The organism is Janthinobacterium sp. BJB426, assembly GCF_002735705.1.
Lineage (GTDB): Bacteria > Pseudomonadota > Gammaproteobacteria > Burkholderiales > Burkholderiaceae_D > Janthinobacterium.
In genome coordinates this window covers 1-24,913 of sequence record NZ_PDZL01000006.1, presented here as the reverse complement: position 1 = coordinate 24,913, position 24,913 = coordinate 1, and the positions used below count along the sequence as shown (strand labels likewise).

General features: G+C 61.6%; 25 protein-coding genes. 4 read left to right on the top strand and 21 right to left on the bottom strand.

Annotated elements, in window-relative coordinates:
• Positions 1-160: 160 nt before the first annotated feature.
• The 3 genes from CSQ93_RS11735 to CSQ93_RS11725 all read left to right on the top strand — a co-directional run bounded on the left by CSQ93_RS11735 (position 161) and on the right by CSQ93_RS11725 (position 2,900).
• Complete coding sequence (locus CSQ93_RS11735) at positions 161-619, top strand: hypothetical protein (RefSeq protein WP_158301205.1); 459 nt, start codon at positions 161-163, stop codon at positions 617-619.
• A gap of 74 nt (positions 620-693) precedes the next feature.
• Entirely contained in the window at positions 694-2,121 is a 1,428-nt protein-coding gene (locus CSQ93_RS11730; RefSeq protein WP_099378215.1) for a Dyp-type peroxidase, read from the top strand.
• Positions 2,122-2,240: 119 nt separating this feature from the next.
• Positions 2,241-2,900, top strand: a complete 660-nt coding sequence (locus tag CSQ93_RS11725) for a glutathione S-transferase family protein (RefSeq protein ID WP_099378214.1) — start codon at positions 2,241-2,243, stop codon at positions 2,898-2,900.
• A 6-nt stretch (positions 2,901-2,906) separates the two neighbouring features.
• Here the strand turns inward: CSQ93_RS11725 and CSQ93_RS11720 are convergent, their stop codons facing one another.
• The 19 genes from CSQ93_RS11720 to ndk all read right to left on the bottom strand — a co-directional run bounded on the left by CSQ93_RS11720 (position 2,907) and on the right by ndk (position 21,576).
• Positions 2,907-3,212, bottom strand: a complete 306-nt coding sequence (locus CSQ93_RS11720; protein WP_034752016.1) for an NIPSNAP family protein — start codon at positions 3,210-3,212, stop codon at positions 2,907-2,909.
• Complete coding sequence (locus CSQ93_RS11715) at positions 3,209-4,135, bottom strand: WD40 repeat domain-containing protein (RefSeq protein ID WP_099378213.1); 927 nt, start codon at positions 4,133-4,135, stop codon at positions 3,209-3,211. The genes CSQ93_RS11720 and CSQ93_RS11715 overlap by 4 nt, the downstream gene beginning before the upstream one ends.
• On the bottom strand, positions 4,132-4,641 hold the full coding sequence (locus tag CSQ93_RS11710) for a GNAT family N-acetyltransferase (protein WP_099378212.1): 510 nt from the start codon (positions 4,639-4,641) through the stop codon (positions 4,132-4,134). Before CSQ93_RS11710 ends, CSQ93_RS11715 begins: the two co-directional genes overlap by 4 nt.
• Positions 4,642-4,706: 65 nt before the next feature.
• Complete coding sequence (locus tag CSQ93_RS11705) at positions 4,707-5,252, bottom strand: phosphoribosyltransferase (RefSeq protein ID WP_034752020.1); 546 nt, start codon at positions 5,250-5,252, stop codon at positions 4,707-4,709.
• Positions 5,253-5,318: 66 nt separating this feature from the next.
• Positions 5,319-6,632, bottom strand: a complete 1,314-nt coding sequence (locus CSQ93_RS11700; RefSeq protein ID WP_034752021.1) for an adenylosuccinate synthase — start codon at positions 6,630-6,632, stop codon at positions 5,319-5,321.
• A 3-nt stretch (positions 6,633-6,635) separates the two neighbouring features.
• Positions 6,636-7,796: an ATP phosphoribosyltransferase regulatory subunit gene (locus CSQ93_RS11695; RefSeq protein ID WP_035820702.1), complete on the bottom strand. Its 1,161-nt coding sequence runs from the start codon at positions 7,794-7,796 to the stop codon at positions 6,636-6,638.
• Positions 7,797-8,066: 270 nt separating this feature from the next.
• The gene (hflC, locus tag CSQ93_RS11690) at positions 8,067-8,954 is read right to left on the bottom strand and encodes a protease modulator HflC (protein ID WP_099378211.1); all 888 of its coding nucleotides are present in this window, start codon (positions 8,952-8,954) and stop codon (positions 8,067-8,069) included.
• Complete coding sequence (gene hflK, locus CSQ93_RS11685; protein ID WP_099378210.1) at positions 8,954-10,246, bottom strand: FtsH protease activity modulator HflK; 1,293 nt, start codon at positions 10,244-10,246, stop codon at positions 8,954-8,956. The genes hflC and hflK overlap by 1 nt, the downstream gene beginning before the upstream one ends.
• Positions 10,247-10,248: 2 nt before the next feature.
• The gene (hflX, locus tag CSQ93_RS11680; protein ID WP_099378209.1) at positions 10,249-11,472 is read right to left on the bottom strand and encodes a GTPase HflX; all 1,224 of its coding nucleotides are present in this window, start codon (positions 11,470-11,472) and stop codon (positions 10,249-10,251) included.
• 114 nt (positions 11,473-11,586) lie between these two features.
• A complete protein-coding gene (gene hfq, locus CSQ93_RS11675) occupies positions 11,587-11,823 on the bottom strand; it encodes an RNA chaperone Hfq (RefSeq protein ID WP_008450615.1) in 237 nt (78 codons plus the stop codon).
• 240 nt (positions 11,824-12,063) lie between these two features.
• Positions 12,064-13,410: a ribosome biogenesis GTPase Der gene (der, locus tag CSQ93_RS11670; protein ID WP_034752028.1), complete on the bottom strand. Its 1,347-nt coding sequence runs from the start codon at positions 13,408-13,410 to the stop codon at positions 12,064-12,066.
• 4 nt (positions 13,411-13,414) lie between these two features.
• Entirely contained in the window at positions 13,415-14,560 is a 1,146-nt protein-coding gene (gene bamB, locus CSQ93_RS11665; protein WP_099378208.1) for an outer membrane protein assembly factor BamB, read from the bottom strand.
• Between the two features lie 85 nt (positions 14,561-14,645).
• Complete coding sequence (locus tag CSQ93_RS11660; RefSeq protein ID WP_099378207.1) at positions 14,646-15,314, bottom strand: YfgM family protein; 669 nt, start codon at positions 15,312-15,314, stop codon at positions 14,646-14,648.
• A 54-nt stretch (positions 15,315-15,368) separates the two neighbouring features.
• A complete protein-coding gene (gene hisS, locus CSQ93_RS11655; protein ID WP_099378206.1) occupies positions 15,369-16,730 on the bottom strand; it encodes a histidine--tRNA ligase in 1,362 nt (453 codons plus the stop codon).
• Between the two features lie 33 nt (positions 16,731-16,763).
• Complete coding sequence (gene ispG / locus CSQ93_RS11650; protein WP_099378205.1) at positions 16,764-18,032, bottom strand: flavodoxin-dependent (E)-4-hydroxy-3-methylbut-2-enyl-diphosphate synthase; 1,269 nt, start codon at positions 18,030-18,032, stop codon at positions 16,764-16,766.
• Positions 18,033-18,070: 38 nt separating this feature from the next.
• Positions 18,071-19,057 (bottom strand): helix-turn-helix domain-containing protein, encoded by a 987-nt coding sequence (locus CSQ93_RS11645; protein ID WP_099378204.1) that lies wholly within the window; start codon positions 19,055-19,057, stop codon positions 18,071-18,073.
• Between the two features lie 13 nt (positions 19,058-19,070).
• Complete coding sequence (gene pilW, locus CSQ93_RS11640) at positions 19,071-19,802, bottom strand: type IV pilus biogenesis/stability protein PilW (RefSeq protein WP_233516150.1); 732 nt, start codon at positions 19,800-19,802, stop codon at positions 19,071-19,073.
• A 56-nt stretch (positions 19,803-19,858) separates the two neighbouring features.
• Positions 19,859-21,034 carry a 23S rRNA (adenine(2503)-C(2))-methyltransferase RlmN gene (gene rlmN, locus CSQ93_RS11635; RefSeq protein WP_034752035.1) on the bottom strand — a complete coding sequence of 392 codons (1,176 nt, stop codon included), beginning with the start codon at positions 21,032-21,034 and terminating at the stop codon, positions 19,859-19,861.
• Between the two features lie 125 nt (positions 21,035-21,159).
• A complete protein-coding gene (gene ndk / locus CSQ93_RS11630; RefSeq protein WP_034752036.1) occupies positions 21,160-21,576 on the bottom strand; it encodes a nucleoside-diphosphate kinase in 417 nt (138 codons plus the stop codon).
• Between the two features lie 221 nt (positions 21,577-21,797).
• Here ndk and CSQ93_RS11625 point away from each other — a divergent pair, with 221 nt between their 5' ends.
• Positions 21,798-22,484, top strand: coding sequence for a Bax inhibitor-1/YccA family protein (locus CSQ93_RS11625; RefSeq protein WP_034752039.1), 687 nt, complete (start codon positions 21,798-21,800; stop codon positions 22,482-22,484).
• Positions 22,485-22,556: 72 nt separating this feature from the next.
• Here the strand turns inward: CSQ93_RS11625 and CSQ93_RS11620 are convergent, their stop codons facing one another.
• Positions 22,557-23,402, bottom strand: coding sequence for a LysR family transcriptional regulator (locus tag CSQ93_RS11620; RefSeq protein WP_099378202.1), 846 nt, complete (start codon positions 23,400-23,402; stop codon positions 22,557-22,559).
• Between the two features lie 28 nt (positions 23,403-23,430).
• On the bottom strand, positions 23,431-24,591 hold the full coding sequence (cfa, locus tag CSQ93_RS11615) for a cyclopropane fatty acyl phospholipid synthase (protein ID WP_099378414.1): 1,161 nt from the start codon (positions 24,589-24,591) through the stop codon (positions 23,431-23,433).
• Positions 24,592-24,913: the final 322 nt, after the last annotated feature.

Below are 24,913 nucleotides of genomic sequence, written 5' to 3'. Positions count from 1 at the left end.
GGCCAGCCTCGGCAACTATCCACATGAGACCACATTTCGCATATTTATCATGTTGCAATAGTATACATTTAACAACAGACGCGAAAATATAGTTTTTGACGCACCGGGCGCCGCGGCGTAGTGTCGGTCCTCCCGACAACCACGTAATGAGGAGCCTCCCATGGCAAATCCACTGTGCTTAATGATGCCGGTACTTCCCGGCACCAATCCGACCGCCATCGCCGCAACATTGGTGGAGTACCAGGCGAAGATCAATGCCGCCCTCACCGATATCGGTACCGTGCACTTTGCCCGTTTCACCCTGCTTGACCGCTCCCAGGCCAATCTGCTGCCCAACCTTCAATCGGTGGGCCCTTCCGATACCCTGATCATCGGCGTAATCACCGAGTATGACGGCAGCTTCAACGACTACATCGAAGATTTCGTGGACCAACTGGGCGAGGTATTCGACGCACTGCTGCAGTTTGTCGTGGGTGGCAAGGCGTTGATGCCCGTTGCGAAGCACGTGACCGCATTTGAAGCCTTCATCACGGCCAACGACGCCGCGCAGCACGTGCCCAATAATGGCCTGTATAGCGCTTATCCGCAGACCGTTCAGAAAATCCTCGCCTCGGTCTGAACCGAACACCACGCCGGGGCTGCGCAAGCGGCCCCACCACCCTGCCAGCCACCACCCCAGCCCCCGGAGACAGCATGGCCGATCCCACCATCGATTACGACGACGTGCAAGGCACGATCCTGCGCGGCTACCGCGTCAACCTGGCGCGCCATTTCATCTTCAGCATCACGGATGCGGCGCAGGCACGGCGCACCATCGCGGCCCTGCTCGACGGCAGCGACGGCTTGCCGTCCATTACCACCGCGCGCCATATCCGCCCCAAGCCGCCCTGCTTCCTGAACCTCAGCTTTACCGCTCCCGGCCTGTCGGCGCTGGGCGTTGCCGCGACCGACCTGACCACCTTTGACCAGGCATTTCAACGGGGCGCAGCCGACCCGGCCAGCGTCAAGGCCGTGGGCGACGTGGGCGACAGCGCCCCCGAACACTGGCTCGGCAACCTGGGGCCGGCCACCAAAGCGGGCCAGGTGCATGCGATACTGAGCCTGTGGGTCAGCGAATCGACGGAAGTGCTGGAGGCAAGCTCGGCCAGACTCCGCCGCGCCTTTGCCGCCGGCTGGCGTGAACTGTATGCACACGACGGCGTGGCCCTGCCAGACAACCGCGTGCATTTCGGCTACCGCGACAGCATCGCCCAGCCGGACGTCGATGGCGCACCGCAGCGCAAGCACGAGCACGACCCTGACCCGCTCAACAGCGTCATGACGGGGGAATTCCTGCTCGGCTATCAGAATGAGAACGGCGGCACCTACGAGGTGCAGCCGCCGCAACTGTCCACCAATGGCAGCTACGCCGCCTTCCGCATCCTGGAGCAGGACGTGCCCCTGTTTGATAGCATCCTGAGCCAGGGCGCGGCCAGTTCCGGGCTCAGCACCGAAATGGTGGCCGCCAAGATGTGCGGGCGCTGGCGCAATGGCAATCCGCTCGTGCTCAGGCCGGACGAGGCAGGGCCCGTGCTGCCGGACGCCAACCTGAACCGCTTTCACTATGTCGATGAACAGCCGGAACTGGACGACACGCTGGGTCTGAAATGCCCGATCGGTTCGCATATCCGGCGCAACAATCCGCGCGACGAAGCCGTCGTGGGCGCCTCCGCCCGCCACCACCGCATCGTGCGGCGCGCCATGCCCTACGGTAGCGAATATGATCCGGCCGCCCCCATCGCAGAACAGCGCGGCCTGGTCGGCTATTTCATCAATGCCAGCCTGCGCAATCAGTTTGAATTCCTGATGAAGCAATGGAACAATGAGGATATTTTCGTCAAATCGGCCGTCGGCCCGGCCGGTCCCGAGGCGGGCAATGCCACGCTCAACATCAGCGGCCAGGACCTGTTTCTGGGTGTCAACGACCCGGCCGTCAGTTCCTTCACCTTGCCCGGCGTGGGCCCCAAGGGCAGCGGCAATACCACACTGCAGCATTTCTCGCGCAGCGTCATCACGCGTGGCGGCGTGTATTGCTTCTTCCCCAGCATCACGGGCTTGCGCTACCTGGCGAACCTCGGCTAGGCGGACGGGCCACGGAGGCCAGCGGGAACAGCCCGGACCGCTTGCATTGATCCTGTCATTGCACTATCGTTGCTGCACGCGCGTGTTGCCAACCCTTCGCAATGACAGGAGATCCCATCGTGTCGCTGATCCTCTACGGCCATCCCTTTTCCTCGTACACGCAAAAGGTGCTCATCGCCCTGTACGAGAATGCCATACCGTTCGCCTTCCGCTGCCTGGCGCCGGACGAGCCCCTGCACCTTCAGGAATGGCTGGAGCGCTGGCCGCTGCGCAAGTTTCCCCTGCTGGTGGACGGCGAGCGCAATGTCGCCGAGACCAGCATCATCATCGAATACCTGCAACTGGCCCATCCGGGTCCGCTGCGCCTGCTGCCGGACGACCCGATGCAGGCGCTGGACGTGCGTTTTCTCGACCGCTATTTCGACCTGCATGTGATGACGCCCGTGCAGCATGCCGTTGGCGCCGCCCTGAGCGGCGACCCGGTGAAGACGCGCGAAGGCCGCGCATTTGCCGGCGACAAGCTGGACCTCGCCTATACCTGGCTGGAAGCCCGCCTGGCCGGCAGGTCCTGGGCCGCTGGCGACCACTTCACCTTGGCCGACTGCGCCGCCGCTCCTTCACTGTTCTATGCGGACTGGACGCAGCCGATTCCCGCCACACTACCCCTGCTGCGCGCCTACCGCGCGCGCCTGCTGGCCCGCCCATCGTTCGCCCGCACGATGGAAGAAGCGCGCCCGTACCGCCACCTCTTCCCGCTGGGTGCACCGCAGCGCGACTGACCCTGTTCAGGCAAACACGGGGCGGAAAAAACTGCGCTCGTAGCTGACGATGCAGCGCGTCTCTTCGGCGTAGCGGAAGGCGGCCTGGCACTCGGCGTCCTGCATCGAGTCGCTGCGGTACTGCTCGTACAAGGCCAGGCTGGGGAACGAAAACATGGCCAGCGCCACGTTGCTGGCGCCTTCGGATGGTAAAAAGTAACCGTGGTGCTGGCCGCCGAAGCGTTCGACCAGCGGTATCCACAGCTTGCCGTAGGCTTCGAATTCCCGCAATTTATACGGATCGATGATGTAACGCAAATAACAGGTGATCATGCGGTTTCCTTGTGAAGGTTCAGATCCATCAGCATGCCGGACTCCCAGGAGCCGATGGCGGCCAATGGCGAGCCAGGCAAAAAGTCCAGCGCGCAGGGATAGATAAAATCTTCCTGCGCCAGGACGCCGAGCCCGGGCCAGCCGTAAAACAGCAGCTTGCCCTTGCCGATGCGTCCCAGCGCGCTGCCGTCGGGCAGCCAGCGCAAGCCGTTACCCGTGCCGCCACCCGCCTCCACGGGCACCTTGGCCTGCCAGCGGCCGTCGGCCAGCGCATACATGGACAGATACTCCTCGCCACCGGCATGGTGCAGCACGGCCAGATACTTTCCATCCGGCGATGGCGCGCAGGACTTCAAGCCTGGCAGCGACAGCACCTTGCGCCCGCCGCCGTCTTGCAAGGGCCAGTCCCATACACTGCAGTAATCAGGCGGCTGCACCTGCCCTTCGTCCACCGATTTGACGCCATGATGGACCAGCAAACGCCGCCCACCATCGATGGCGCAGACACCCCGCAGCATCTCGCCCGGATGCAGCTGCGTGAAAAGCACCTCGCCCGTTTGCGCGTCGCGCACCCGCAGACGGCCATCCCAGCCGCCGTCGGCCAGATACCGGCCGCATGGCGACCACACGGGACCGCAGCCTTCGCCATCCTTTTTGTTCTGGAAGTTCAGCAGCAACTGACCTGCGTGGGCATCCACCACGGCCATCTGCCCCGTCGTGCTCTTGATGGCCAGCCGGCCGCCATCGGGAGAAAAGGCCATGCCCGACATGTGCGCGATGAATTTGCCGCGCCACAGCTTGGTCCGCGCCGCCACGTTCCACAGAACCAGGTCGCGGCCAAGCACGGCCAGGCGCGTGCCATCCGGTGAAAAGCGCACGCCGTAGCTGCAGCCCAGCTTCAGGGGCTTCTGCGCTGCCGTCATGGGCGCGCCAGGCGGTAGACGACGCTATCGAGGTCGTAATGGCGCTCCATGCCCACGTATTGCATGCCCAGGCGCGTCATGACCTTGATCGAGGCGGCATTGTCCGGGTGCGCCACGGCCACCACTTCGGGCGCGCCGACGACGTCGAACGCATGCGCGACGATGGCGGCCGCCGCTTCGCTGGCATAGCCCTGACCCCAGCTGGTGCGCGCAAGGCGCCAGCCAATTTCCAAGGGATTGGCCTTGACGCCGGAGAGGTGCTGCAGGCACGCCATGCCCACCAGCTCACCATCGTCGAGGCGTATCATCGCCCACCACGAATAGCCCCACTCGGCCCAGCGGCCCATGGTGCGCGTGATGGCCGCGCGCGTGTCCTCTTCCGTCTCGGGCTGGCCCGCGTTCAGATACGTCATCACCTCGGGATCGGTGTTGAGCGTGCGCATGCGCTCGTAATGGCTCTCGTTGATCGGTTCCAGGCGCAGGCGCGCCGTCGTCAGTATGGTCATCGCATTTCCTTGGACGAAAAAAAAGACGATACACGATCGTCTTTTTTTTGCAAGCGCGCACGCAATTACTTGCCTGCTTCGCCCTTCTTGATCCACGCCGCCAACTGGTGCGGACGCAGGCCGTCGTAGTCTTCGAACGGCTGGTGGATCCACGGATTGTGCGGCAGTTCGTCGAGGAAGTAGTCGGGACGCACGACGGAGCAGCCCTTCAGCCAGATCACGGCCGATTTGACTTCGGTCACGTCAGGGAAGTTTTCCTTCAGGTGACGCGTGACCTTGTCCAGGGTGACGCCCGAATCGGCCAGGTCGTCGACCAGCAGGATGCGGCCAGCCAGCGGGCCCTTGGTCATGGTCATGTACTTGGCGATATCGAGGTCGCCGCGCACCGTGCCCGCGTCTTCGCGGTAGGAGCTGGTCGACAGGATGGCCAGCGGCAAATCAAAAATACGCGAAAACACGTCGCCAGGACGCACGCCGCCGCGCGCCAGGCACAATACCTGGTCGAATTTCCAGCCCGATTCGTAGACCTTGAGCGCCAGGCGCTCGATCAGGCGGTGGTATTCTTCCCAGTTGACCCAGAGATGTTGATCGTTCGATTGTGGGGTAGTCATGATAGTGGAATCTTATTATTAGCGTGATTAAAAAAATCCGCCTTGCGGCGGATTGTGTCCAGCAGCTTACTCGAATGGGTGGCGCAGCACGATCGTTTCTTCACGATCCGGACCTGTCGAAACCATGTCCACCGGTACGCCGACCAGTTCTTCGATGCGCTTGATGTAAGCGCGGGCTGTTGCTGGCAGGGCTGCCAGCGATTTCGCGCCGACCGTGCTTTCCGTCCAGCCTGGCATCTCTTCGTACACCGGCACGCAACGGGCGGCTTCTTCAGCGCCCGATGGGAAGATGTCCGTGGCGACGCCGTCGATGGTGTAGCCGGTGCACAGTTTCAGCGTTTCGATACCGTCCAGTACATCCAGCTTGGTCAGGCACATGCCCGTCACGCCGTTGATTTGCACGGAGCGGCGCAGCAAGGCGGCGTCGAACCAGCCGCAGCGACGGGCACGGCCCGTCACGGTGCCGAATTCATGGCCGACTTGCGCCAGGTGGTGGCCGACGCCCGCATCCGTTGGCAGTTCCGAAGGGAACGGGCCGGAACCGACGCGCGTCGTGTAAGCCTTGGTGATGCCCATGATGTAGTGCAGCATGCCTGGGCCCACGCCCGAACCGGCGGCGGCATTGCCGGCCACGCAGTTCGACGAGGTGACGAACGGATACGTACCGTGGTCGACGTCGAGCAGGGAACCCTGCGCGCCTTCAAACAGCAGGTTGGCGCCAGCCTTGTGCGCCTTGTACAGCGCGCTCGACACGTCGGTGACCATCGGACGCAGACGCGGCACATAGGCCAGCGCGTCGTCGAGGGTCTTCTGATAGTCGACTTTCGGTGCTTTCAGGTAGTTTTCCAGCACGAAGTTGTGGTAATCGAGGTTTTCGGCCAGCTTTTCGGCAAAGCGCTTCTCGTTCAGCAGGTCGGCGATACGGATCGCGCGGCGCGCTACTTTGTCTTCGTAGGCCGGGCCGATGCCCTTGCCGGTGGTGCCGATCTTCGCATCGCCACGCTTGGCTTCACGCGCCAGGTCGATCGCGGTGTGGTAAGGCAGGATCACGGGCGCCGCGTCCGACACTTTCAGGCGCGAGGCGACTTCGACGCCGACCGCTTCCAGCTTGTCGATTTCGCGCAGCACGTCCGGCACGGAAACGACCACGCCGTTACCGATGTAGCAGGCGACGCCCGGACGCATGATGCCCGACGGGATCAGCTGCAGCGCGGTTTTCACGCCACCGATGACCAGCGTGTGGCCTGCATTGTGGCCGCCCTGGAAACGCACCACACCCTGGGCGTGATCGGTCAACCAATCGACGATCTTGCCTTTACCTTCATCGCCCCATTGGGTGCCGATGACAACAACGTTCTTTGCCATAATTTTCTTTGACATCACTCAACCTAAGTTTTTAAGAATCCAGCTACTACCATTATCGGCAAGTACCAGCACGCGATCGCACTCGAACTCGTCTTGTTCATTACTGTGACCCGGCATACTCTGGATCACGACCTCGCCCGCCTTGCGCAACTCGGCGATTTTTTCCTTCAATTCTGGCGCGCTGCCCCACGGCGCGCGGATCGAATGCTTCCGTTCCGCGGTCGGCAACAGGCGCGCCAGTTCGCGCAAATCGAGCGAGAAGCCGGTCGCGGGACGTGCCCGGCCGAACGCTTCGCCGACGTGGTCATAACGGCCGCCGCGCGCAACCGCGTTCGGCAAGCCAGGTACATACAGCGCAAACATCGCGCCACTTTCATATTGGTAGCCGCGCAGGTCGGCCAGGTCGATCGCCACTTCGGCGCGGCCCAGGGCAGATCCTGCCAGCGCGGCCAGTTCGGCCAGCGCCTTGAGCACGCCCGGCAGCGGCGGCAGCACTTCGCGCGCACGCGCCAGCACATCGATGTCGCCGTACAGGTTCGGCAAGGCCAGCAGCGCATCGCGCGTCACGGCATCGTAGGATGCGGTCAGGGCGCGCAGGCCCGGCGCATCTTTCGCGCGCAGCAAGGTGTACAGCGCAGCTTCGTCGCGCACGGCGGCGGCGTCTTGCGCAATGATAGCGCGCAACAGGCCAACGTGCGACAAATCCAGGCGGACAGAGTCGAAACCAGCCAGTGCCAGCGAAGCGAGCGCCAGTTCCTGGATCTCGGCATCCGCTTCCAGGCCGGCGTGGCCATAGATTTCGGCGCCGATCTGCAGCGGTTCGCGGGTGGCGTGCAGGCCCGACGGACGGGTATGCAGCACGCTGCCGGCGTAGCACAGGCGGGTGACGGTGGCACGGTTGAGCAGGTGCGCGTCGATGCGCGCTACTTGCGTCGTCATGTCGGCACGCAGGCCGAGCATGCGGCCCGACAGCTGGTCGACCAGTTTGAACGTGCGCAGGTCGGTATCCTTGCCAGCGCCAGTCATCAGCGATTCCAGATACTCGAGCAGCGGCGGCATCACCAGTTCATATCCGTACAGACGGAAATTATCCAGCATGAGGCGGCGCAGCTCTTCGATCTTGCGCGCTTCCGACGGCAAAACATCGGCAATATTTTCGGGCAAAAGCCAATTCGGCATGAGGGAGCGAGATACGGAAGAAAGTTGAAAAATGCATCATGCGAGGCAGCGGCGGGCGCGCCAGGCAAGAGGCCGAACCTGATATTTTACGCGAAAACACGGGCCTTTAGGGATAAGTTCTCCGAAACGCTGCCGCACAGCCCTAAAAACACCGCATTTTACGCCTTCCCGCAACAGCATGACGGGCACAAAAAAACGGGGCCGGCATTCACGCCGGCCCCGCTGTTGCCGCCCCCCGTCCTTGCGGCCGGGGGCAGTGTCGATGCTGCCTTACTTCTTGGACGGAGCGGCCGTGCCGTTACCCTTGAAGTACTTGAAGAATTCCGAACTCGGATCGACCACCATCACGTCGCCCTTGTCCTTGAACGTGGCGCGGTAGGCTTCCAGGCTACGGTAGAACTTGTAGAACTCCGGATTCTTGCCAAACGCTTCCGCATAGACCTGCGATGCCTTGGCATCGCCCTCGCCGCGGATCTTCTCGGCTTCGCGATACGCTTCGGCCAGGATCACCGTGCGCTGCTTGTCGGCGTCGGCGCGGATTTTCTCGGAGTCGGCCGAACCGGTCGAACGCAGCTCATTGGCCACGCGCACGCGCTCGGACTTCATGCGCTCGTACACGGAGTTGTTGATCTGCTCGACGTAGTCGACACGCTTCAGGCGCACGTCGACGATTTCCACGCCGATGGCCTTGGCTTCCGCCGAGACCTTGGCCAGGATCGCTTCCATCACCTTGCCGCGCTGGCCCGAGATCACTTCGCGCACGGTGCGCTTGGTGATTTCATCGTTCAGCGCCGCCTTGACGATTTGCGACATGCGGTTGCGGGCCGGCTTTTCATCGCCGCCAAAGCTGCGGAAATACAGGCGTGGATCGGCGATGCGCCATTTCACATAGGCGTCGACGAGGATGTTCTTCTTCTCGGCCGTGATGAAGCGTTCCGGTTCCGGCGTATCCAGGGTCAGGATGCGCTTGTCCAGATACAGCACGTTCTGGAACGGCGGCGGCAGCTTGAAATACAGGCCTGGCGTGCTGATGACTTCCTTGACTTCACCGAGGGCGAAGACGACCGCATACTTACGCTGGTCGACCACGAACACGGTCGAGGACAAGAGCATGATCGCGATAAAGCCCGCGATCAGGGCGGCTACGATACGGTTCATTAGCGGCTCTCCCGTTCACGCGAAGAGCGGCTGTCGCGGCGCGTATTGACTTCTACTGTCGGCATGGCTTCCTGTGGCAAAACGGTGTTGGCTGCGGGTGTCGCGGCAGCACGGGCGGCAGCAGCGGCAGCATCGGTGGCAGCCGTCTGGGCGATCAGCTTGTCGAGCGGCAGGTACAGCAGATTGCTGCCCGTCTTCGCGTCGACCATGACCTTGCTGGCACTGCTGAACACCTGCTGCATCGTTTCCAGATACATGCGGTCGCGCGTGACGACCGGCGCCTTCTGGTACTCGACCAGCACCTGCTTGAAGCGCGAAGCATTACCGGCAGCGTTCTCGGTCACCATCGCACTGTAGGCTTGCGCCTCTTCCATCAGGCGGAAAGCGGCACCGCGGGCTTTCGGAATGACGTCATTGGCGTAAGCCTGGCCTTCATTCTTCTGACGTTCGCGGTCCTGGCCTGCCTTGACGGCATCGTCGAAGGCGGCTTGCACCTGCTCCGGCGGCTGCACGGCCTGCATCGTCACGTTGGTGATGGCGGCACCGACCTTGTAGCGGTCGAGGATCTGCTGCATCAGCTGCTGCGTATCGTACGCGACCTTTTCACGACCTTCGTACAGCACGAAGTCCATCTTGCTGCGGCCGACCACTTCGCGGATCGCCGTTTCGGCGACCTGGCGCAGGGTGTCTTCCTGGTCGCGCGTGTTGAACAGCCACGCCACGGGGTCTTTCAGCGTGTATTGCACCGCGAACTGGATGTCGATGATGTTTTCATCATCCGTCAGCATCAGCGATTCGCTGGCCTGCTTGTTGCGCAGCGACTGGCGGTAACCCACTTCCACCGTGCGCACCTGCGACACGTTGACCGTTTCGTCGGTCTGGAACGGATACGGCCAGCGCCAGTTGAAACCAGCCGGCGTGGTGTGGCTGTACTTGCCGAACGTGAGCACGACGCCGCTCTGGCCCTCTTGCACGATGAACGCGCCGCTGGCAAGCCAGATGAAGACGGCGATCACGCCGACCACGCCGGCGGTGATGCCGGCGCCCTTCATGTCGGGACGCGGACCACCGCCACCGCCGTTGTTATTGCCGCCGTTGTCGGGACGGTTCTTCTGTCCGAAAAAGGCGTTCAGGCGCTGATTGAAATCGCGCCACAACTGATCGAGGTCCGGCGGACCTTCGCCGGGCTTTTTGCCTTCTTGGGCTTTCTTGCCGTCGTCCTTGCGATTGCCCCAGCGGGGGTCGTTCAGGGACAACTTCAAGCCTGTTTTTTTGAGTAGGGAGACAAGCATAACTATCGTGTTCCGACTTGGGAGTGGGTGGAAATCCTATCGTCCTCGCCAGGCTCTTCGTCCTGGTCCGGGGCGGCGCCATCGTGCTGGTCGTACTGACCGTCAAACTGATCTTCCTGCAGTGATTCGTCATTCTGGTACAGGTGGGCCGAACCGGGCGCCTTCCTGGCCATCTCGACGATCGCATCGCGCAGCAGGTCGAGCCCGCTGCCCTTCTGCGCACTGACGAATACGCGACTGATCGTAGCATATTCATCGCGCTCCACCGAAGGCTCCAGCCCGGCCGCATCGATCTTGTTCCACACGAGGATTTGCGGAATATGATCGGCGCCGATCTCTTTCAAGACCAGGTTGACCTGCTCGATCTGCTCCATGCGCACCGGCGACGCGGCGTCGACGACGTGCAGCAGCAAATCGGCATGGATGGTTTCTTCGAGCGTGGCGCGGAAGGCCGCCACCAGCTGGTGCGGCAATTCGCGCACGAAGCCGACCGTGTCGGAGATCACCACATTGCCCACTTCCTGGCCCAGGTAAACCCGGCGCGAGGTGGTGTCGAGGGTGGCGAACAACTGGTCGGCGACATACACGCCGGCCTTGGTCACGGCATTGAACAGGGTCGACTTGCCGGCATTGGTATAGCCGACCAGGGACACGGAAAATGTGTGATTGCGGCCGCGCGCGCGGCGCTGCGTTTCGCGCTGCTTGTGCAGCTTTTCCAGGCGGGCGCGCAAGGCCTTGACGCGGTCGCCGATCAGCCGGCGGTCGGTCTCGAGCTGCGTCTCGCCGGGACCGCGCAAGCCGATACCGCCCTTTTGCCGCTCAAGGTGGGTCCAGCCGCGGATCAGGCGCGTGGCCAGATGCTGCAGCTGGGCCAGCTCGACTTGCAGCTTGCCCTCGTGGCTCTTGGCGCGCTGCGCGAAGATGTCGAGGATCAGGCTGGTACGGTCGAGCACGCGCACATTCAGGCGCTTTTCCAGATTGCGCTGCTGAGCCGGCGAAAGGGCATGGTTGAAGATGACGATTTCCAGGCCATCGTTGACGACGACGTCGCCAATTTCATCGGCCTTGCCGCTGCCGACGAAATACGCGGAATCGGGACTGGAACGCTTGGCCGTGATGGTGGAAATCGGGTCGGCGCCAGCCGAACGCGACAACAGCATGAGTTCCTCCATGCTGGCGGCAAAGTCGCTGTGACCGAAGTCAACCCCGACTAGTGCCGCGCGCATGATGGCAACTGATGAGTTGTGGCGGACGCCGACGCCGATGCAAACGCATCAGCGCCGCTGGCGCGGACGGGGGCGATGGAGGGTGAAAGGCGCTGGGCCGTCAAGCTCAACGCTTTACTCCGCTTCAGATTCAATATTGAGATTGACGGCACGGGCCGGCACCACTGTCGAGATGGCATGCTTGTACACCATCTGTGTCACCGTATTGCGCAGCAATACGACATATTGATCGAACGATTCGATATGGCCCTGCAATTTAATGCCATTGACCAGGTAGATCGAGACAGGAACATGCTCTTTGCGTAATGCATTGAGGAATGGGTCTTGTAACAGTTGCCCTTTGTTGCTCATAACAGCTCCGTTGTTTATGTTGTTGTGTAAGAATTGGAGGCGACTCGCTTGATTTCAAGTGCTCTCACACCTTTCAAAGAAAGAAAGATGCGTCATAGCTACTGTAACCTGTTTTCGCGATCGCTGTCGCGCATGGCGCATTAACACTTTATTATTTCCGTGCAAAAGCCATTAATTGGCTGTAGGCGCCGCATTATCTCTGCGGCGCCTTAATATGCACTTAATTCAGCAGTTAAATCATTACTTGCTTGGCGTGCGTGCAAACGGGTTTTTACCCGTGCGCAGTTCGATGCGCAGCGGCGTGCCGACCAGCGCAAACGTATCGCGGAAATGTTTTTCCAGATAGCGTTTGTATGGATCGCCAACGGCGTCGAGCGCATTGCCGTGAATAACGATCACAGGCGGGTTCATGCCGCCCTGGTGGGCGTAACGCAGCTTCGGACGGATCGAACCCTTGCGGCGCGGCTCCTGCTTCTCCACGGCCTCGATCAGGGCGCGCGTCAGCTTCGGCGTCGACAGGTCGCACATGGCGGCCGCATACGCGGCGTTGAGCGACTTCATCAGCGGACCGATGTTGGTGCCCTTCAGCGCTGAAATGAAATGCATCTGCGCGAACGACAGGAAGTCGAGCTTGCGGTCGATATCGATCTTGATTTCATCGCGCTCGTGCGATTGCAAGCCATCCCATTTATTCACGGCCACGACCAGCGCGCGACCCGATTCCAGGATAAAGCCGGCGATATGCGCGTCCTGTTCCGAGATATCCTGCTGCGCGTCGAGCATCAGCACGACCACGTTGGCTTCGGAAATCGACTGCAGCGTTTTCACCACCGAGAATTTCTCGATCGCTTCAAACACCTTGCCGCGGCGGCGGATACCTGCCGTGTCGATCAAGGTGTATTGCTGTCCATCGCGCTCGAACGGGATCTCGATCGAATCGCGCGTCGTGCCCGGCATGTCGAAGGCGATCACGCGCTCTTCGCCCAGCAGGGTGTTGATCAAGGTCGACTTGCCCACGTTCGGACGGCCGACGAGGGCGATCTTGATGCCGCGGTCGGTCTTTTCCAGCTCTTCAGGCTCATCCGGACGCTGCGCGAACGCCAGGTCCAGCATCACTTCGACGAGGTCGTTGACGCCGTCGCCGTGCGCCGACGAGATCGCATACGGATCACCCATGCCCAATTCATAGAATTCGGACACGACGGCCGTATAGCGCATGCCTTCGCTTTTGTTGACCACCAGCAAGACCGGGCGACCGCTCTTGCGCAGGAAGTCGACGATGGTCTTGTCATGCGGGGTCAGGCCTTGACGGCCGTCCACGATGAACACCACCACGTCGGCCTCGGCCACGGCCTGCTTGGTCTGCAGTGCCATCTGGTGCATGATGCCTTCCTTGGCGACGGGTTCGAAACCACCCGTATCGATGACCAGGAAGGGACGTTCGCCGACACGGCCTTCGCCATAGTGACGATCGCGCGTCAACCCAGGCAAATCCGCCACCAGCGCATCGCGCGAGCGGGTCAGACGATTGAATAAAGTCGATTTCCCAACATTGGGTCGACCTACTAGTGCAATTACCGGCTTCATTGTATTACTCGACCGCGAGAGCGGTCACTGTCCCTGATTGGGTTTGAAAAATCAAATTCGAACCGGCAACAACGGGAGCCGAAACAATCGGGCTACCGTCGGTGCTGACACGACCTATTAATGCGCCATCTTCCCGTGACAGGAAGTGGATATAACCTTGATAGTCGCCGACGGCGACGCTGCGGCCGTAGGAGGCCGGCGTCGACAGGCGGCGGCGCGCCAGCGCCTCATTCTTCCAGGCGCTCTGGCCGCCTTCGCGGCTGAACGCCACCACGCCGCCCTGGTCATCGGCAACAAACACGAAACGCTGGTCGACGGCCACGCCCACATCGGACGAGATCGGCTTGGTCCAGCGCGGCACGCCCGTGGCGGCGTCGAAGCAGCCCGCCTTGCCCTGGTACGTGACGACGCACACTTCGCCTTCGAACGCCACCGGCGTGCCGGCGATGTCGGAGACGCGCTCCAGTTCGGTAGCGCCGCGCGGTTCGCTGACGACGATCTCCCAGCGTACCACACCGGTGGCGGCCGTCAGTGCCAGCAGCTTGCCGCCCGGCTGGGCCACGTAGATATTCGCGCCGCCCAGTACCATGCCCGGCGCATTGCGCAAGGTCAAGGCTGGCGTGGCGCGCTGCACCGTCCACTTGCGCTCACCCGTCTTGGCGTCGAAGCCGACGATGCGGTTGTCCACGCTGCGCACCACCACCACGCCCTGGCCCACGACAGGCGCCGTCAACACTTCGCTGGACGCCTGCGCCTTCCACAGCTGCTTGCCATCGGCGTCGAACGCCAGCACGACGCCCTTGGCGGCACCCACGGCCACCAGCGTGCCATCGCTGCCGGCGCTCGACGTGATGTCGCTGCCGGCCTTGATGCGCCACGTTTCACGGCCGCTGGCCGCATCCAGACGCGCCAGCGCGCCATCGGCATTGACCACGTACAGGCTGTTGCCAGCCAGCGCAGGCGTAAACGCGTACACGCCGGCCTTGCCGATCGAATACTTCCAGGCGTCGCGCACGGCGATGCTCGATTTTAACTCGACCAGCTTGGCCGGTTCGACTTTCGGATCTTTCGAGGCGAACGGGTTCCACGACGAGCAACCGGCCATCAGGGCCAACAGACTTGCAGCTACCAGCTTTTCAGTGACACGCATAAGTGTTATCCAACCTTTTTCTTGTACTTGTAAGGGCAAGGCAGGCGGCGCAGAACGCCGCGCGGCCACGCCATCAGTGTTCCTGTCAGGCGGCAGCCTTGTCAGCCTTGGCCTTGTCTTCCGGTACCGTACCGCCGATCGCTTCCAGTTTGACCTGGATCAATTGACGGCCTGGATTGTTCTTGTCCGTCGCGGCTATCGCGGCCAGGTAAGCCGTGCGCGCATCGGCCAGCTTGTTTTGCGCCACCAGGATGTCGCCCTTGCGGTCGGCCACGGCGCCGGCAAATTGCGCCACGGAAGCCGTCGCCAGCACTTTCAGCGCTTCATCGTAGGCTTTTTCGTCCAGCAGGACGCCAGCCAGGCGCAGCTTGGCGATGGACTTGTACTCTTCCGTGCCATGCTCGGCCACCCATTGCAACTGGGTCTTGGCCGTTTTCAGGTCATTCGCGTCGAACGCCACCTTGGCAGCGGACAGGGCGCTCATCTGCGCATATGCCGTGCCACCGAAGCGCGACTGCATGTCGCCGGCCGCGCGCATCACCTTGGCCGTGTCCTTGGCGGCGATGGCGTTTTGCAGTTCGTCGTACAGCTGGCCCGCTTGCGCGGCCTGCGTGCGCTGGTAGTACTGCCAGCCAGCCCAGCCGCTGTAGCCTGCCAGCGCCACGATCAGGACCCAGGAGGTCAGATTGCCATTGCGCTGCCACCAGGCCTTGAGGGTTGCCAGTTGTTCTTGTTCTTCGTGATCGTATGCCATGGGTCGTCAGTTTTAATGAGTAGTTGATCGAGGGTAGAACGGTCTTGCTGCAAATCAGTGGTGGTGATGCACGTGGCCGCCAGGACCGTGGTCATGGCCGCAATCGTGGTCGCCGATGATCTGGTCCACCACGTAATCGACGACATCGTCGAACGGCACCGTGTTCTGCTGCGCGCCGGCATCGGCTTCGCGCATGGCTTTCACCGTCGCGACGTTATTGGCGATTTCATCATCGCCCATGATCACGGCAAACGCCGCGCCGCTGGCGTCGGCCTTTTTCATTTGTGTCTTGAAGCTGCCACCACCGTTGCTCGCTGCGCAATGTAGCACAACGTCCAGGCCCGCATCGCGAATCCGCTCGGCCAGCACGAAGGCTTGCAAGCCTGCCTGCTCGCCCTGGTGCACCAGGTAGACGTCGCACTGGGCCGGTTGTTCCGGCTCGGCCGCGTCCTTCATCAGCAGCACCAGGCGTTCGACGCCCATGCCGAAACCGACGGCGGGCGTCGATTTGCCGCCAAACATTTCCACCATGCCGTCATAGCGGCCACCGGCGCAGACCGTGCCTTGCGCGCCCAGCTTGTCGCTGACCCACTCGAACACCGTGCGGTTGTAGTAATCGAGGCCGCGCACCAGACGTGGATTGATGGTGAACGGGATATTGTTGTGGTTCAGAATCTTCTGCACGCCGTGGAAGTGGGCCAGCGATTCCTCGCCCAGGTAGTCCAGCAGCTTCGGCGCGCCATTGACCAGGTCCTGCATGGCAGGGTTCTTGGTGTCGAGGATGCGCAGCGGATTGCTGTGCAGGCGGCGCTTGGCTTCTTCGTCGAGCAGTTCGCTGTGACCTTCCAGGTAGGCGATCAGGTCGGCGCGGTGGCGCAGGCGCTCGGCCGCGTCGCCGATCGAGTTCAGTTCCAGGCGAATGCCTTCCAGGCCCAGGTCATCCCACAGGCGGCGCGACAGCATGATGATTTCGGCGTCGATATCCGGCCCCGTAAAACCGATGGCTTCCACGCCGAACTGGTGGAACTGGCGATAGCGGCCCTTTTGCGGGCGCTCATGGCGGAACATCTGGCCCTTGTACCACAGGCGTTTCGGACCTTCGTAGACGAGGTTGTGCTCGACCACGGCGCGCACCACGCCGGCCGTGCCTTCAGGACGCAGGGTCAGGTTGTCGCCGTTCATCGAATCGGTGAACGAATACATTTCCTTTTCCACGATATCGGTCACGGCGCCGATGGCGCGCGCGAACAATTTCGTTTCTTCCACGATCGGCGTGCGGATCTGCTGGAAGCCATAGCTTTGCAGCACGGATTGCGCCGTATTTTCAAACAATTCCCACAGCGGAGCGTCGGCCGGCAGGATATCGTTCATGCCTTTGACGGCAGTGATCTTGTCGAGCTTTTTATTTTCGGACATAGTGTTCTTCTTTACTTTTTTATCGGATCAGGCTCAGACGGCAACCGTGTTTCCATAGTGACTCTGTACATACTTCAAGACGATGTCCTGGAATTCCTCGACGATGCGTTCGCCACGCAGGGTGACGACTTTTTCGCCGTCGACAAACACGGGCGCGGCAGGCGACTCGCCCGTGCCGGGCAGGCTGATGCCGATGTTCGCATGCTTCGATTCGCCGGGACCGTTGACGATGCAGCCCATGACGGCCACGTTCATCGCTTCCACGCCCGGATACGATTTCTTCCATTCCGGCATCTGCTCGCGCAGATACGTCTGGATATTGTCGGCCAGCTCCTGGAAGGTGGTCGACGTCGTGCGCCCGCAGCCCGGGCAGGCGATGACCATGGGCGCGAACTTGCGCAAGCCCATGGTTTGCAGGATTTCCTGGCCGACAATCACTTCGCGCGTGCGGTCGCCGCCCGGTTCTGGCGTGAGCGAAATGCGGATGGTGTCGCCGATGCCCTCTTGCAGCAGCACGGCCAAGGCCGCCGTCGAGGCGACGATGCCCTTGCTGCCCATGCCCGCTTCCGTCAGGCCCAGATGCAGCGGATAGTCGCAGCGCTGCGCCAGTTCGCGGTACACGGCGATCAAATCTTGCACGCCAGAAACTTTACACGACAGGATGATCTTGTCGCGCGCCAGGCCCAGCTCTTCGGCGCGCACGGCGTTTTCAATCGCCGACGTCACCAGCGCTTCATACATGACGGCTTGCGCCGGCCACGGTTCGGCGCGGCCCGCGTTTTCATCCATGATGCGCGCCAGCAAGGCCTGGTCCAGGCTGCCCCAGTTCACGCCGATGCGCACCGGCTTGTCGTAGCGGCAAGCCGCCTCGATCATTTGCGCAAATTGCGTGTCGCGCTTGGCGCCCTTGCCCACGTTGCCGGGATTGATGCGGTACTTCGACAGCGCGCGCGCGCAATCGGGGTAATCGTTGAGCAGGGTATGGCCGTTATAGTGAAAATCGCCCACCAGCGGCACGTCGATATCCATCTTGTCGAGCTGCTCGCGGATGTAGGGCACTGCCGCGGCCGCTTCCGGACGGTCCACCGTCAGGCGCACCAGTTCCGAACCGGCACGCGCCAGTTCCTTGATCTGGATCGCCGTGCCGATGGCGTCGGCCGTATCCGTGTTCGTCATCGACTGCACCACCACGGGGGCGTCGCCGCCCACCCAGATCTGGCGCTGGCCGTGCGCGATCAGCACCTTGCGGCTGTCGCGCCGGCCGGATGGACCGGAGCCGATCGCTGTTTTCGAGGTAGCCATAATATTATCTTCTGAGTTTGCTTGAACGATTACTGCAATTATTTGATGCTGACGCGCGAAATCGTGCCGCCGGCAACGGTCGGCAGATCCAGCTTGGCGCCACGCAAAGTTGCCTGCACAACACCAGGCTTGCCCACCACCAAGGTGGCCGGACCCGTGATATCAAACGTTTCCGTGCTGCCCGCCTTCACCATGCGCGAAATCAGCGGCGTGCTGCCAGGACGGCGGATTTCCACCCAGGAATCCTGCTCGACCTTCAGCACCAGCGCATTCGCGCCCACGGCAGCTGCAGTGGTAGCCGCCGCGGGCGGCGTGACGGCGGCCGTCGTGGCCGCAGGCGTCGTTGCCGGCGCAGCTGCTGGCGGCACGGCGGCGGCCGGCACCGAAGCGACGCCAGAGGCCGGTGCACCAGTCTGCGTATCGTTGCCTGGCGGCGGTGGCACGGAGATCAGCGGCACGGATGGCGACTGCACCGGCGTCAAATCCTGGCCCGGCTTGATCAGGGTCGTTTCCACGGGCCCCACTTCCGCATGCGCCGTTTCTTTCTCCGTGTGCGAGGACAGCAGGCTGGCCGGCACATAACCGAGTTTATAGGCGCCAAAGGCGGCCGCCACGACGACGGCCACGGCGCCGGCGATCCAGAGGGGAGTCTGGTTCGACGAGCGTTGCGTCATCGACGGGAAGCGCGACTCGGAAAACGTGGCGGAAATTTCACGCCGCACGGGCGCGGCCGGGTCTTGCGCCGGCGCCGGATGGACTTCGATCATGGCCACCAGCGGCGCCGCGTCGAGACGCACCACCTTGGCGTAGGCGCGCACGAAACCGCGCACCACGGCCACGTTCGGCAAGGCCGCCATGTCGCCCTCTTCCAGCGCGATCACCTGGCGTGGCGCCAGCTTGAGCTGGTCGGCCACCTGTTCCACCGGCCAGCCCAGCGCTTCGCGCTGCGCCTTCAACTGTGCGCCCGCCAACGCAAGATTGCCCTGGGGCTGCTGCTGAGGCGTTTCTGCCCACTCTGAATTCATTGGTATCCCTGTCTCACTCATCAAACGCCCCATTTTGATAAGCAGCATATTCGGGGGAGCCGGAATGGTGGCGGCGCAAATGCGCCCCCAGGCCAGCTTCCGCACCCGCATCCCCGAGCTTATGCTGCACCTTGATCCCGAGCCACAGCACATCGGCCGTCTGGCTCTCCATTGTCGCTGCTTTACCGAGCCGCTCAAGGTATTGAGCCGCTTGCCGGTAGTCTTGCTGTTCGTAATACACGCGCACCAGGCCGGCATACGTGATTGCCGCGCCAGGTGCGATGCGCTCCGCCTTGAGCCAGTAGCTGGCGGCGCGCGGGTAATCTTTCATGAGCAGGCTGCACGCGGCCGCATTATGCAGCGCAAGTTCAGGCGTGCCATAGGCGGTATCTTGCAATGCGGCATCAAAATACGCCAGCGACTGCGCCGCGCGCCCGGTCTGGCACAGAAACAGGCCATAATTATTGCTCAACTCGGGATTGTGGGGCGCAAGGCGCAATGCGTAAAGAAAATCTTTTTCAGCAGCAGCAGGTTGGCGCAGGGCAGCAAAAATCAGGGCGCGCATGCCGCGCACCTGGGCATTGCCCGGCAGCAGCTGCACCGCCTGATCCGCTTCTGTCAACGCCACCGCAAACTGGTCTTGCATATAATAGGCGCTGGCCAGCTGCAAGCGCAAGGCGGCGCGCTGCTCGACCGATGCGGCTTGCTCCTTGTCCGCGGTGGAAGCACAGCCGGCCAGCAGCACGCCCAGGCTGACAACAGCCGCGGCAAGTACGCCAGGATAAGCCATGCTTCCCCGCATCAGGAGCGGATCTCCACGATCTTGCCGAAATTGGCGCCAAATTTCTGTTGATACTCAGTCATTTTTTCCATGCGCTCCTGCACCCGGGTGCGGTCCTTGACTTCGCCGGCCAGCTGGCCGCAGGCCGCATCGATATCGTCGCCGCGCGTCTTGCGCACGGTGGTGATGATGCCGCCATCCATGAGGACTTGGGCAAAGGCCTTGATGCGCGGGTTTTTCGAGCGGAACAGGCCCGACTCGGGAAACGGGTTGAACGGAATCAGGTTGAACTTGCAGTTCACGCCGAACTCGCGGTCTTGCACCAGCGCAAGCAGTTCGCGCGCATGCTCGTCGCTGTCGTTGACACCGTCGAGCATGCAGTATTCAAACGTGATGAAATCGCGCGGGGCGAATTCCAGGTAGCGCTTGCAGGCCGCCATCAATTCCTTCAGCGGGTATTTCTTGTTCAGTGGAATCAAACCATCGCGCAAGGCATCGTTCGAGGCGTGCAGCGAGACGGCCAGGGCCACCGGCACTTCCTGCGAAAGCTTGTCCATCATCGGCACCACGCCCGAGGTCGACAGGGTCACGCGGCGGCGCGACAGGCCGTAGGCGTTGTCGTCGAGCATCAATTTCAGGGCTGTGACGGTCGGCTCAAAGTTCAGCAGGGGTTCGCCCATGCCCATCATCACCACGTTGGTGATCTGGCGCTCGCCTTTCGGGCCCGGCTCGATGCCCTTGGTGCGGCGCAATTCGAATTCCGCCATCCACAGCTGGCCAATGATTTCGCCCACGGACAGGTTGCGGTTGAAGCCTTGCTTGCCCGTCGAGCAGAAACGGCAGTTCACGGCGCAGCCGGCCTGGGTCGAGATGCACAGGGTGCCGCGGTTTTCTTCCGGAATGAACACGGTTTCCACGGCATTGCCATTGCCGACGTCGACCAGCCACTTGCGCGTGCCATCCGTCGACGTGTGGTCGCTGATGATGGCCGGGGCGCGCACTTCGGCGCGCGTGGCCAGCTTGTCGCGCAGCGACTTGGCCAGATCCGTCATGGCGTCGAAGTCGGAGGCGCCGAACTGGTGTATCCAGCGTTGCAATTGTTTCGCACGAAACGGTTTCTCTCCCAACTCGGCGCAGTAGGCGATGAGTTGCGCGGGATCGAGGTCCAGCAAGTTGGTGAGGGTCGTCGTATTCATGATCTTGTCTATTCTAAAAATCCGTCCCCGCGCGCATCCGGAGAGAAAACTCCACAGCGCAGCGGGAACAGGGGGTGATAAGTTATTTCACAGATAACGCCAGGAAATAACGTTATCTAAGGCAATTAAGCCTTCAGTTCTGGGAAGAAGTAAGCGATTTCCACTTTAGCAGCTTCGACAGCGTCGGAACCGTGTACGGCGTTAGCGTCGATCGAATCGGCGAAATCGGCGCGGATCGTGCCTTTTTCTGCTTTCTTCGGATCGGTCGCGCCCATCAGGTCACGGTGGGCCAGAACGGCGTTTTCGCCTTCCAGGGCTTGGATCATGACTGGACCGGAAACCATGAAGTCGACCAGATCCTTGAAGAAGCCGCGTTCTTTGTGCGCTGCGTAGAAGCCTTCAGCTTGTTCGCGCGACAGTTGGGTCATGCGTGCAGCAACGATTTTCAGGCCAGCGTTTTCAAAACGGGAGTAGATTTGACCGATTACGTTTTTTGCAACTGCGTCTGGTTTGATGATCGACAGGGTGCGTTCGATTGCCATGTGTGAAAACTCCAATAAAAAGTAAGGTTTAAAACGGTAAATTGATAACTCAATCAACCTTTGATTTTACCATACTCCACCCCATATCACCCAGACAGGCAGGGGGCATCCTTCCCTGCCGCTTGAGTTTAATGAAATCTTAAGCTGCTTTTTTGGCAAATTCCGGCCCTCATGCTATCCTTGGGTAAAGCAGTAATTTGAATTGACAACACGGAGGCACTATGAATCAGAACATGCAACGCACCTTTGACCTTTCGGGGGGCATGCAGCAAGTCCGCCATCAGGTCTTGCGCAACACTTACTGGCTGCTGGCGCTGTCCATGATCCCGACCGTGCTGGGCGCCTTCATCGGCGTGCAAATGCATTTGCCGATGCTGACCGGCGGCATGGGTTTCATCATCTTCATGGCCGTCGCCTTCGGCTTCATGTACGCGATTGAAAAAACCAAGAACTCGGGTCTCGGCGTGGCCGTCCTGCTGGGCTTTACCTTCTTCATGGGCCTGATGCTCACGCCTATCCTGACGCGCACGCTCGGCTACTCGAACGGCGGCATGCTGATCATGACGGCGTTCGGCGGCACGGCCACCATCCTGGCCGTGATGGCAACGATCGCCACGGTCTCGAAGCGCGACTTCTCGGCCATGGGCAAATGGCTGTTCGCCGGCGTGATCGTGCTGATCCTCGCATCGGTGGCGAATATTTTCCTGGGCCTGTCGGCACTGTCGATCGTGATCTCCATGGTCGCCATCGCCATCTTCTCGGCCTACATCCTGTATGACGTGCAGCAAATCATCAACGGCGGCGAGACCAACTACATCTCGGCCACCCTGCGCATCTACCTGGACGTGTACAACATCTTCACCAGCCTGTTGTCACTGCTCGGTTTCGCCGGCGGCAGCCGCGACTAAGCGCTGCGCTTATGCACCAGGGCATGAAAATAAAAGCCGACCCTCGGGTCGGCTTTTTTACGTCTGTCGAATCTACTTGATTCTCTCCGCCACTTCCAGCAGACAAGCGCGGGCGCGGTCCAGGGTCGGGTTGTCGCGCTGCGCCGCGTAGACGGCGTAGGCGGAATGCGAGAATTCGGGCGCGTCGCGCACGCGGTACAAGAGGCCCGCATCGAGATAGGGCTGCGCGCTGCCGATACGGAAATAACTGGCGCCGCCCACCTCCAGCAGGTAGACGAGGGCCAGCGGCCCCAGGGAAATGGCGATGGGCGGGCTGCTCAGCTCCGGGTAGGCCGCCTGGTGATTGGCCGCGAAGCTGGGCCCCCAGTCCACGTACACATACGTATCGGCATGCATTTGGCCGTCATCGCGCGTGGTCACCATCACCAGCTTTTCCTCGGCCAGCAATTCGCTGGCCAGGCCCGGGCGCTGCGGCGGGTTGTACAGTACGGCCAGGTCCAGCGAGCCGTCGTGCACGGCGTCGAGCAGGCGCGCGGGGCTGTCGACTTCCGCGCGCAAGGCGATCTCGGGGCAGTCGCGGCTCATGCGTATCAGCCAGTCGCCGAGCAGCGGTTGCCACAGGCTCAGCTCGCAACCGATGCTGACGGCGTCATCGCGCCCCGGCGGCAGGGCCACCTGGTGGCGCGCCCTTTCCCACACCTGCACCATGGTGGCCGCATGGCGCATGAAGCGCTCGCCGGCCGACGTCAGGCGCGCCCCCGCCTTGTTGCGCACAAAGAGCTGGCGCCCCAGTTGCTGCTCCAGCGTACGGATGCGGGCGCTGACGGCCGTCTGCGTCACGTGCATGCGCTCGGCGGCCATGATGAAGCTGCCGCAGGACGCCACTTCGAGAAAGGTACGGGCTTGATTGATATCCATCAATTCATCATATCAGTTGCCGCACATCTCAACTAATGCGCGCATAGCCACCCAATACGCCCTGCTTCGACAAGACCCATTGCCACAGCTGCAAGTCGCGTGCGCGGAAGGCGCCGGCACACGACAGCAGATAGTACGACCACATGCGGTGGAAGCGCTCACCCAGCTGGCCAGCAAAACGCGGCCACGCCTGCTCAAAATTCGCATGCCAGGCCATCAGGGTCTTGTCGTAGTCGGCGCCGAAGTTGTGCAAGTCCTCGGCCACAAACAGATCGTCCATGGCGTCGCCGATCTGGCCGATCGACGGCAAATCGCCATTCGGGAAGATGTATTTGTCGATCCACGGGTCGCACGTGGAATGGCGCTTGTTTTTGCCGATCGTGTGCAGCAGGAACAGGCCGTCATCTTCCAGGCAGCGGTGCGCCACTTCCATGAAAGTGCGGTGATTTTTATGCCCCACATGCTCGAACATGCCGATGCTGACGATGCGGTCAAATTTTTCATCGGTGTCGCGGTAGTCCTGCAGGCGGAAGTCCAGCTGCTCGCCGCCCGGCATGCCGCGCGCATACGCTGCCTGCTCTTGCGATATCGTCACGCCCACGCACTGCACCCGGTATTTTTCCGCCGCATAGCGCATGAAACTACCCCAGCCACAGCCGATGTCGAGCACGCGCATGCCAGGTTCCAGCCTGAGCTTGCGGCAGATCAGATCGAGCTTGGCTTCCTGTGCCTCGGCCAGGTTGCTGGCATCCTTCCAGTAGCCGCACGTGTACGTCATGCGCGGATCGAGCATGGCCGCATAGAAGGCGTTGCCCAGGTCGTAGTGCTCCTTGCCCACCATCCAGGCGCGGCGCTCCGTCTGCAAGTTGAACAGACGCGCGTACAGGGCGTGGAAGGCCAGGCGCATGGGACGCACGTCGTCGGCCACCCGGGCGCGCAGCAGATGGCAAAAGAATTCATCGAGCCGCTTCGCATCCCAGTCGCCGTCCATGTACGCTTCACCAAGGCCCAGGTTGCCGCTGGCGAAGGCCCGTTCAGGCACGCCCGGTTTGCGCAACTGCATGTCCCAGGCGGCGCGGCCATTCAGATGGATGTCGGCCCTGGCCAGCAATTCGGCCGCTTCGCGGGTCAGCCGCGTGTCGAGCTGGAGTTCAGTACTACCTGCTGGTGCTTGCTGTAACTGTGTCATTTGCTGCGTGTTCATGCCCTGCCGCCTCCAGATGGTTGTCGGTGTTGGCACGCGCCGGCAATGCACTCAGGTGCCCGGCGACGCACCAGTCATAAAATTATCCGCCTGCCATGCCCATCTGGATAATGAAACATCATGGTCATTCATATCAAAATAATTGCTGCAAAATGATTTGAATCAATTTTTTTATGGAAATATTTTTCGTACGAAACGCTCCGCAGCATGAAAAAATCTATGGTCACCCTCCTTTTTGCAAGCTGATTTTGTATGATGTGAGTAGGCTTGCTTAAATCTATCCGGCGTCTGGTTGGAGATGGATCTC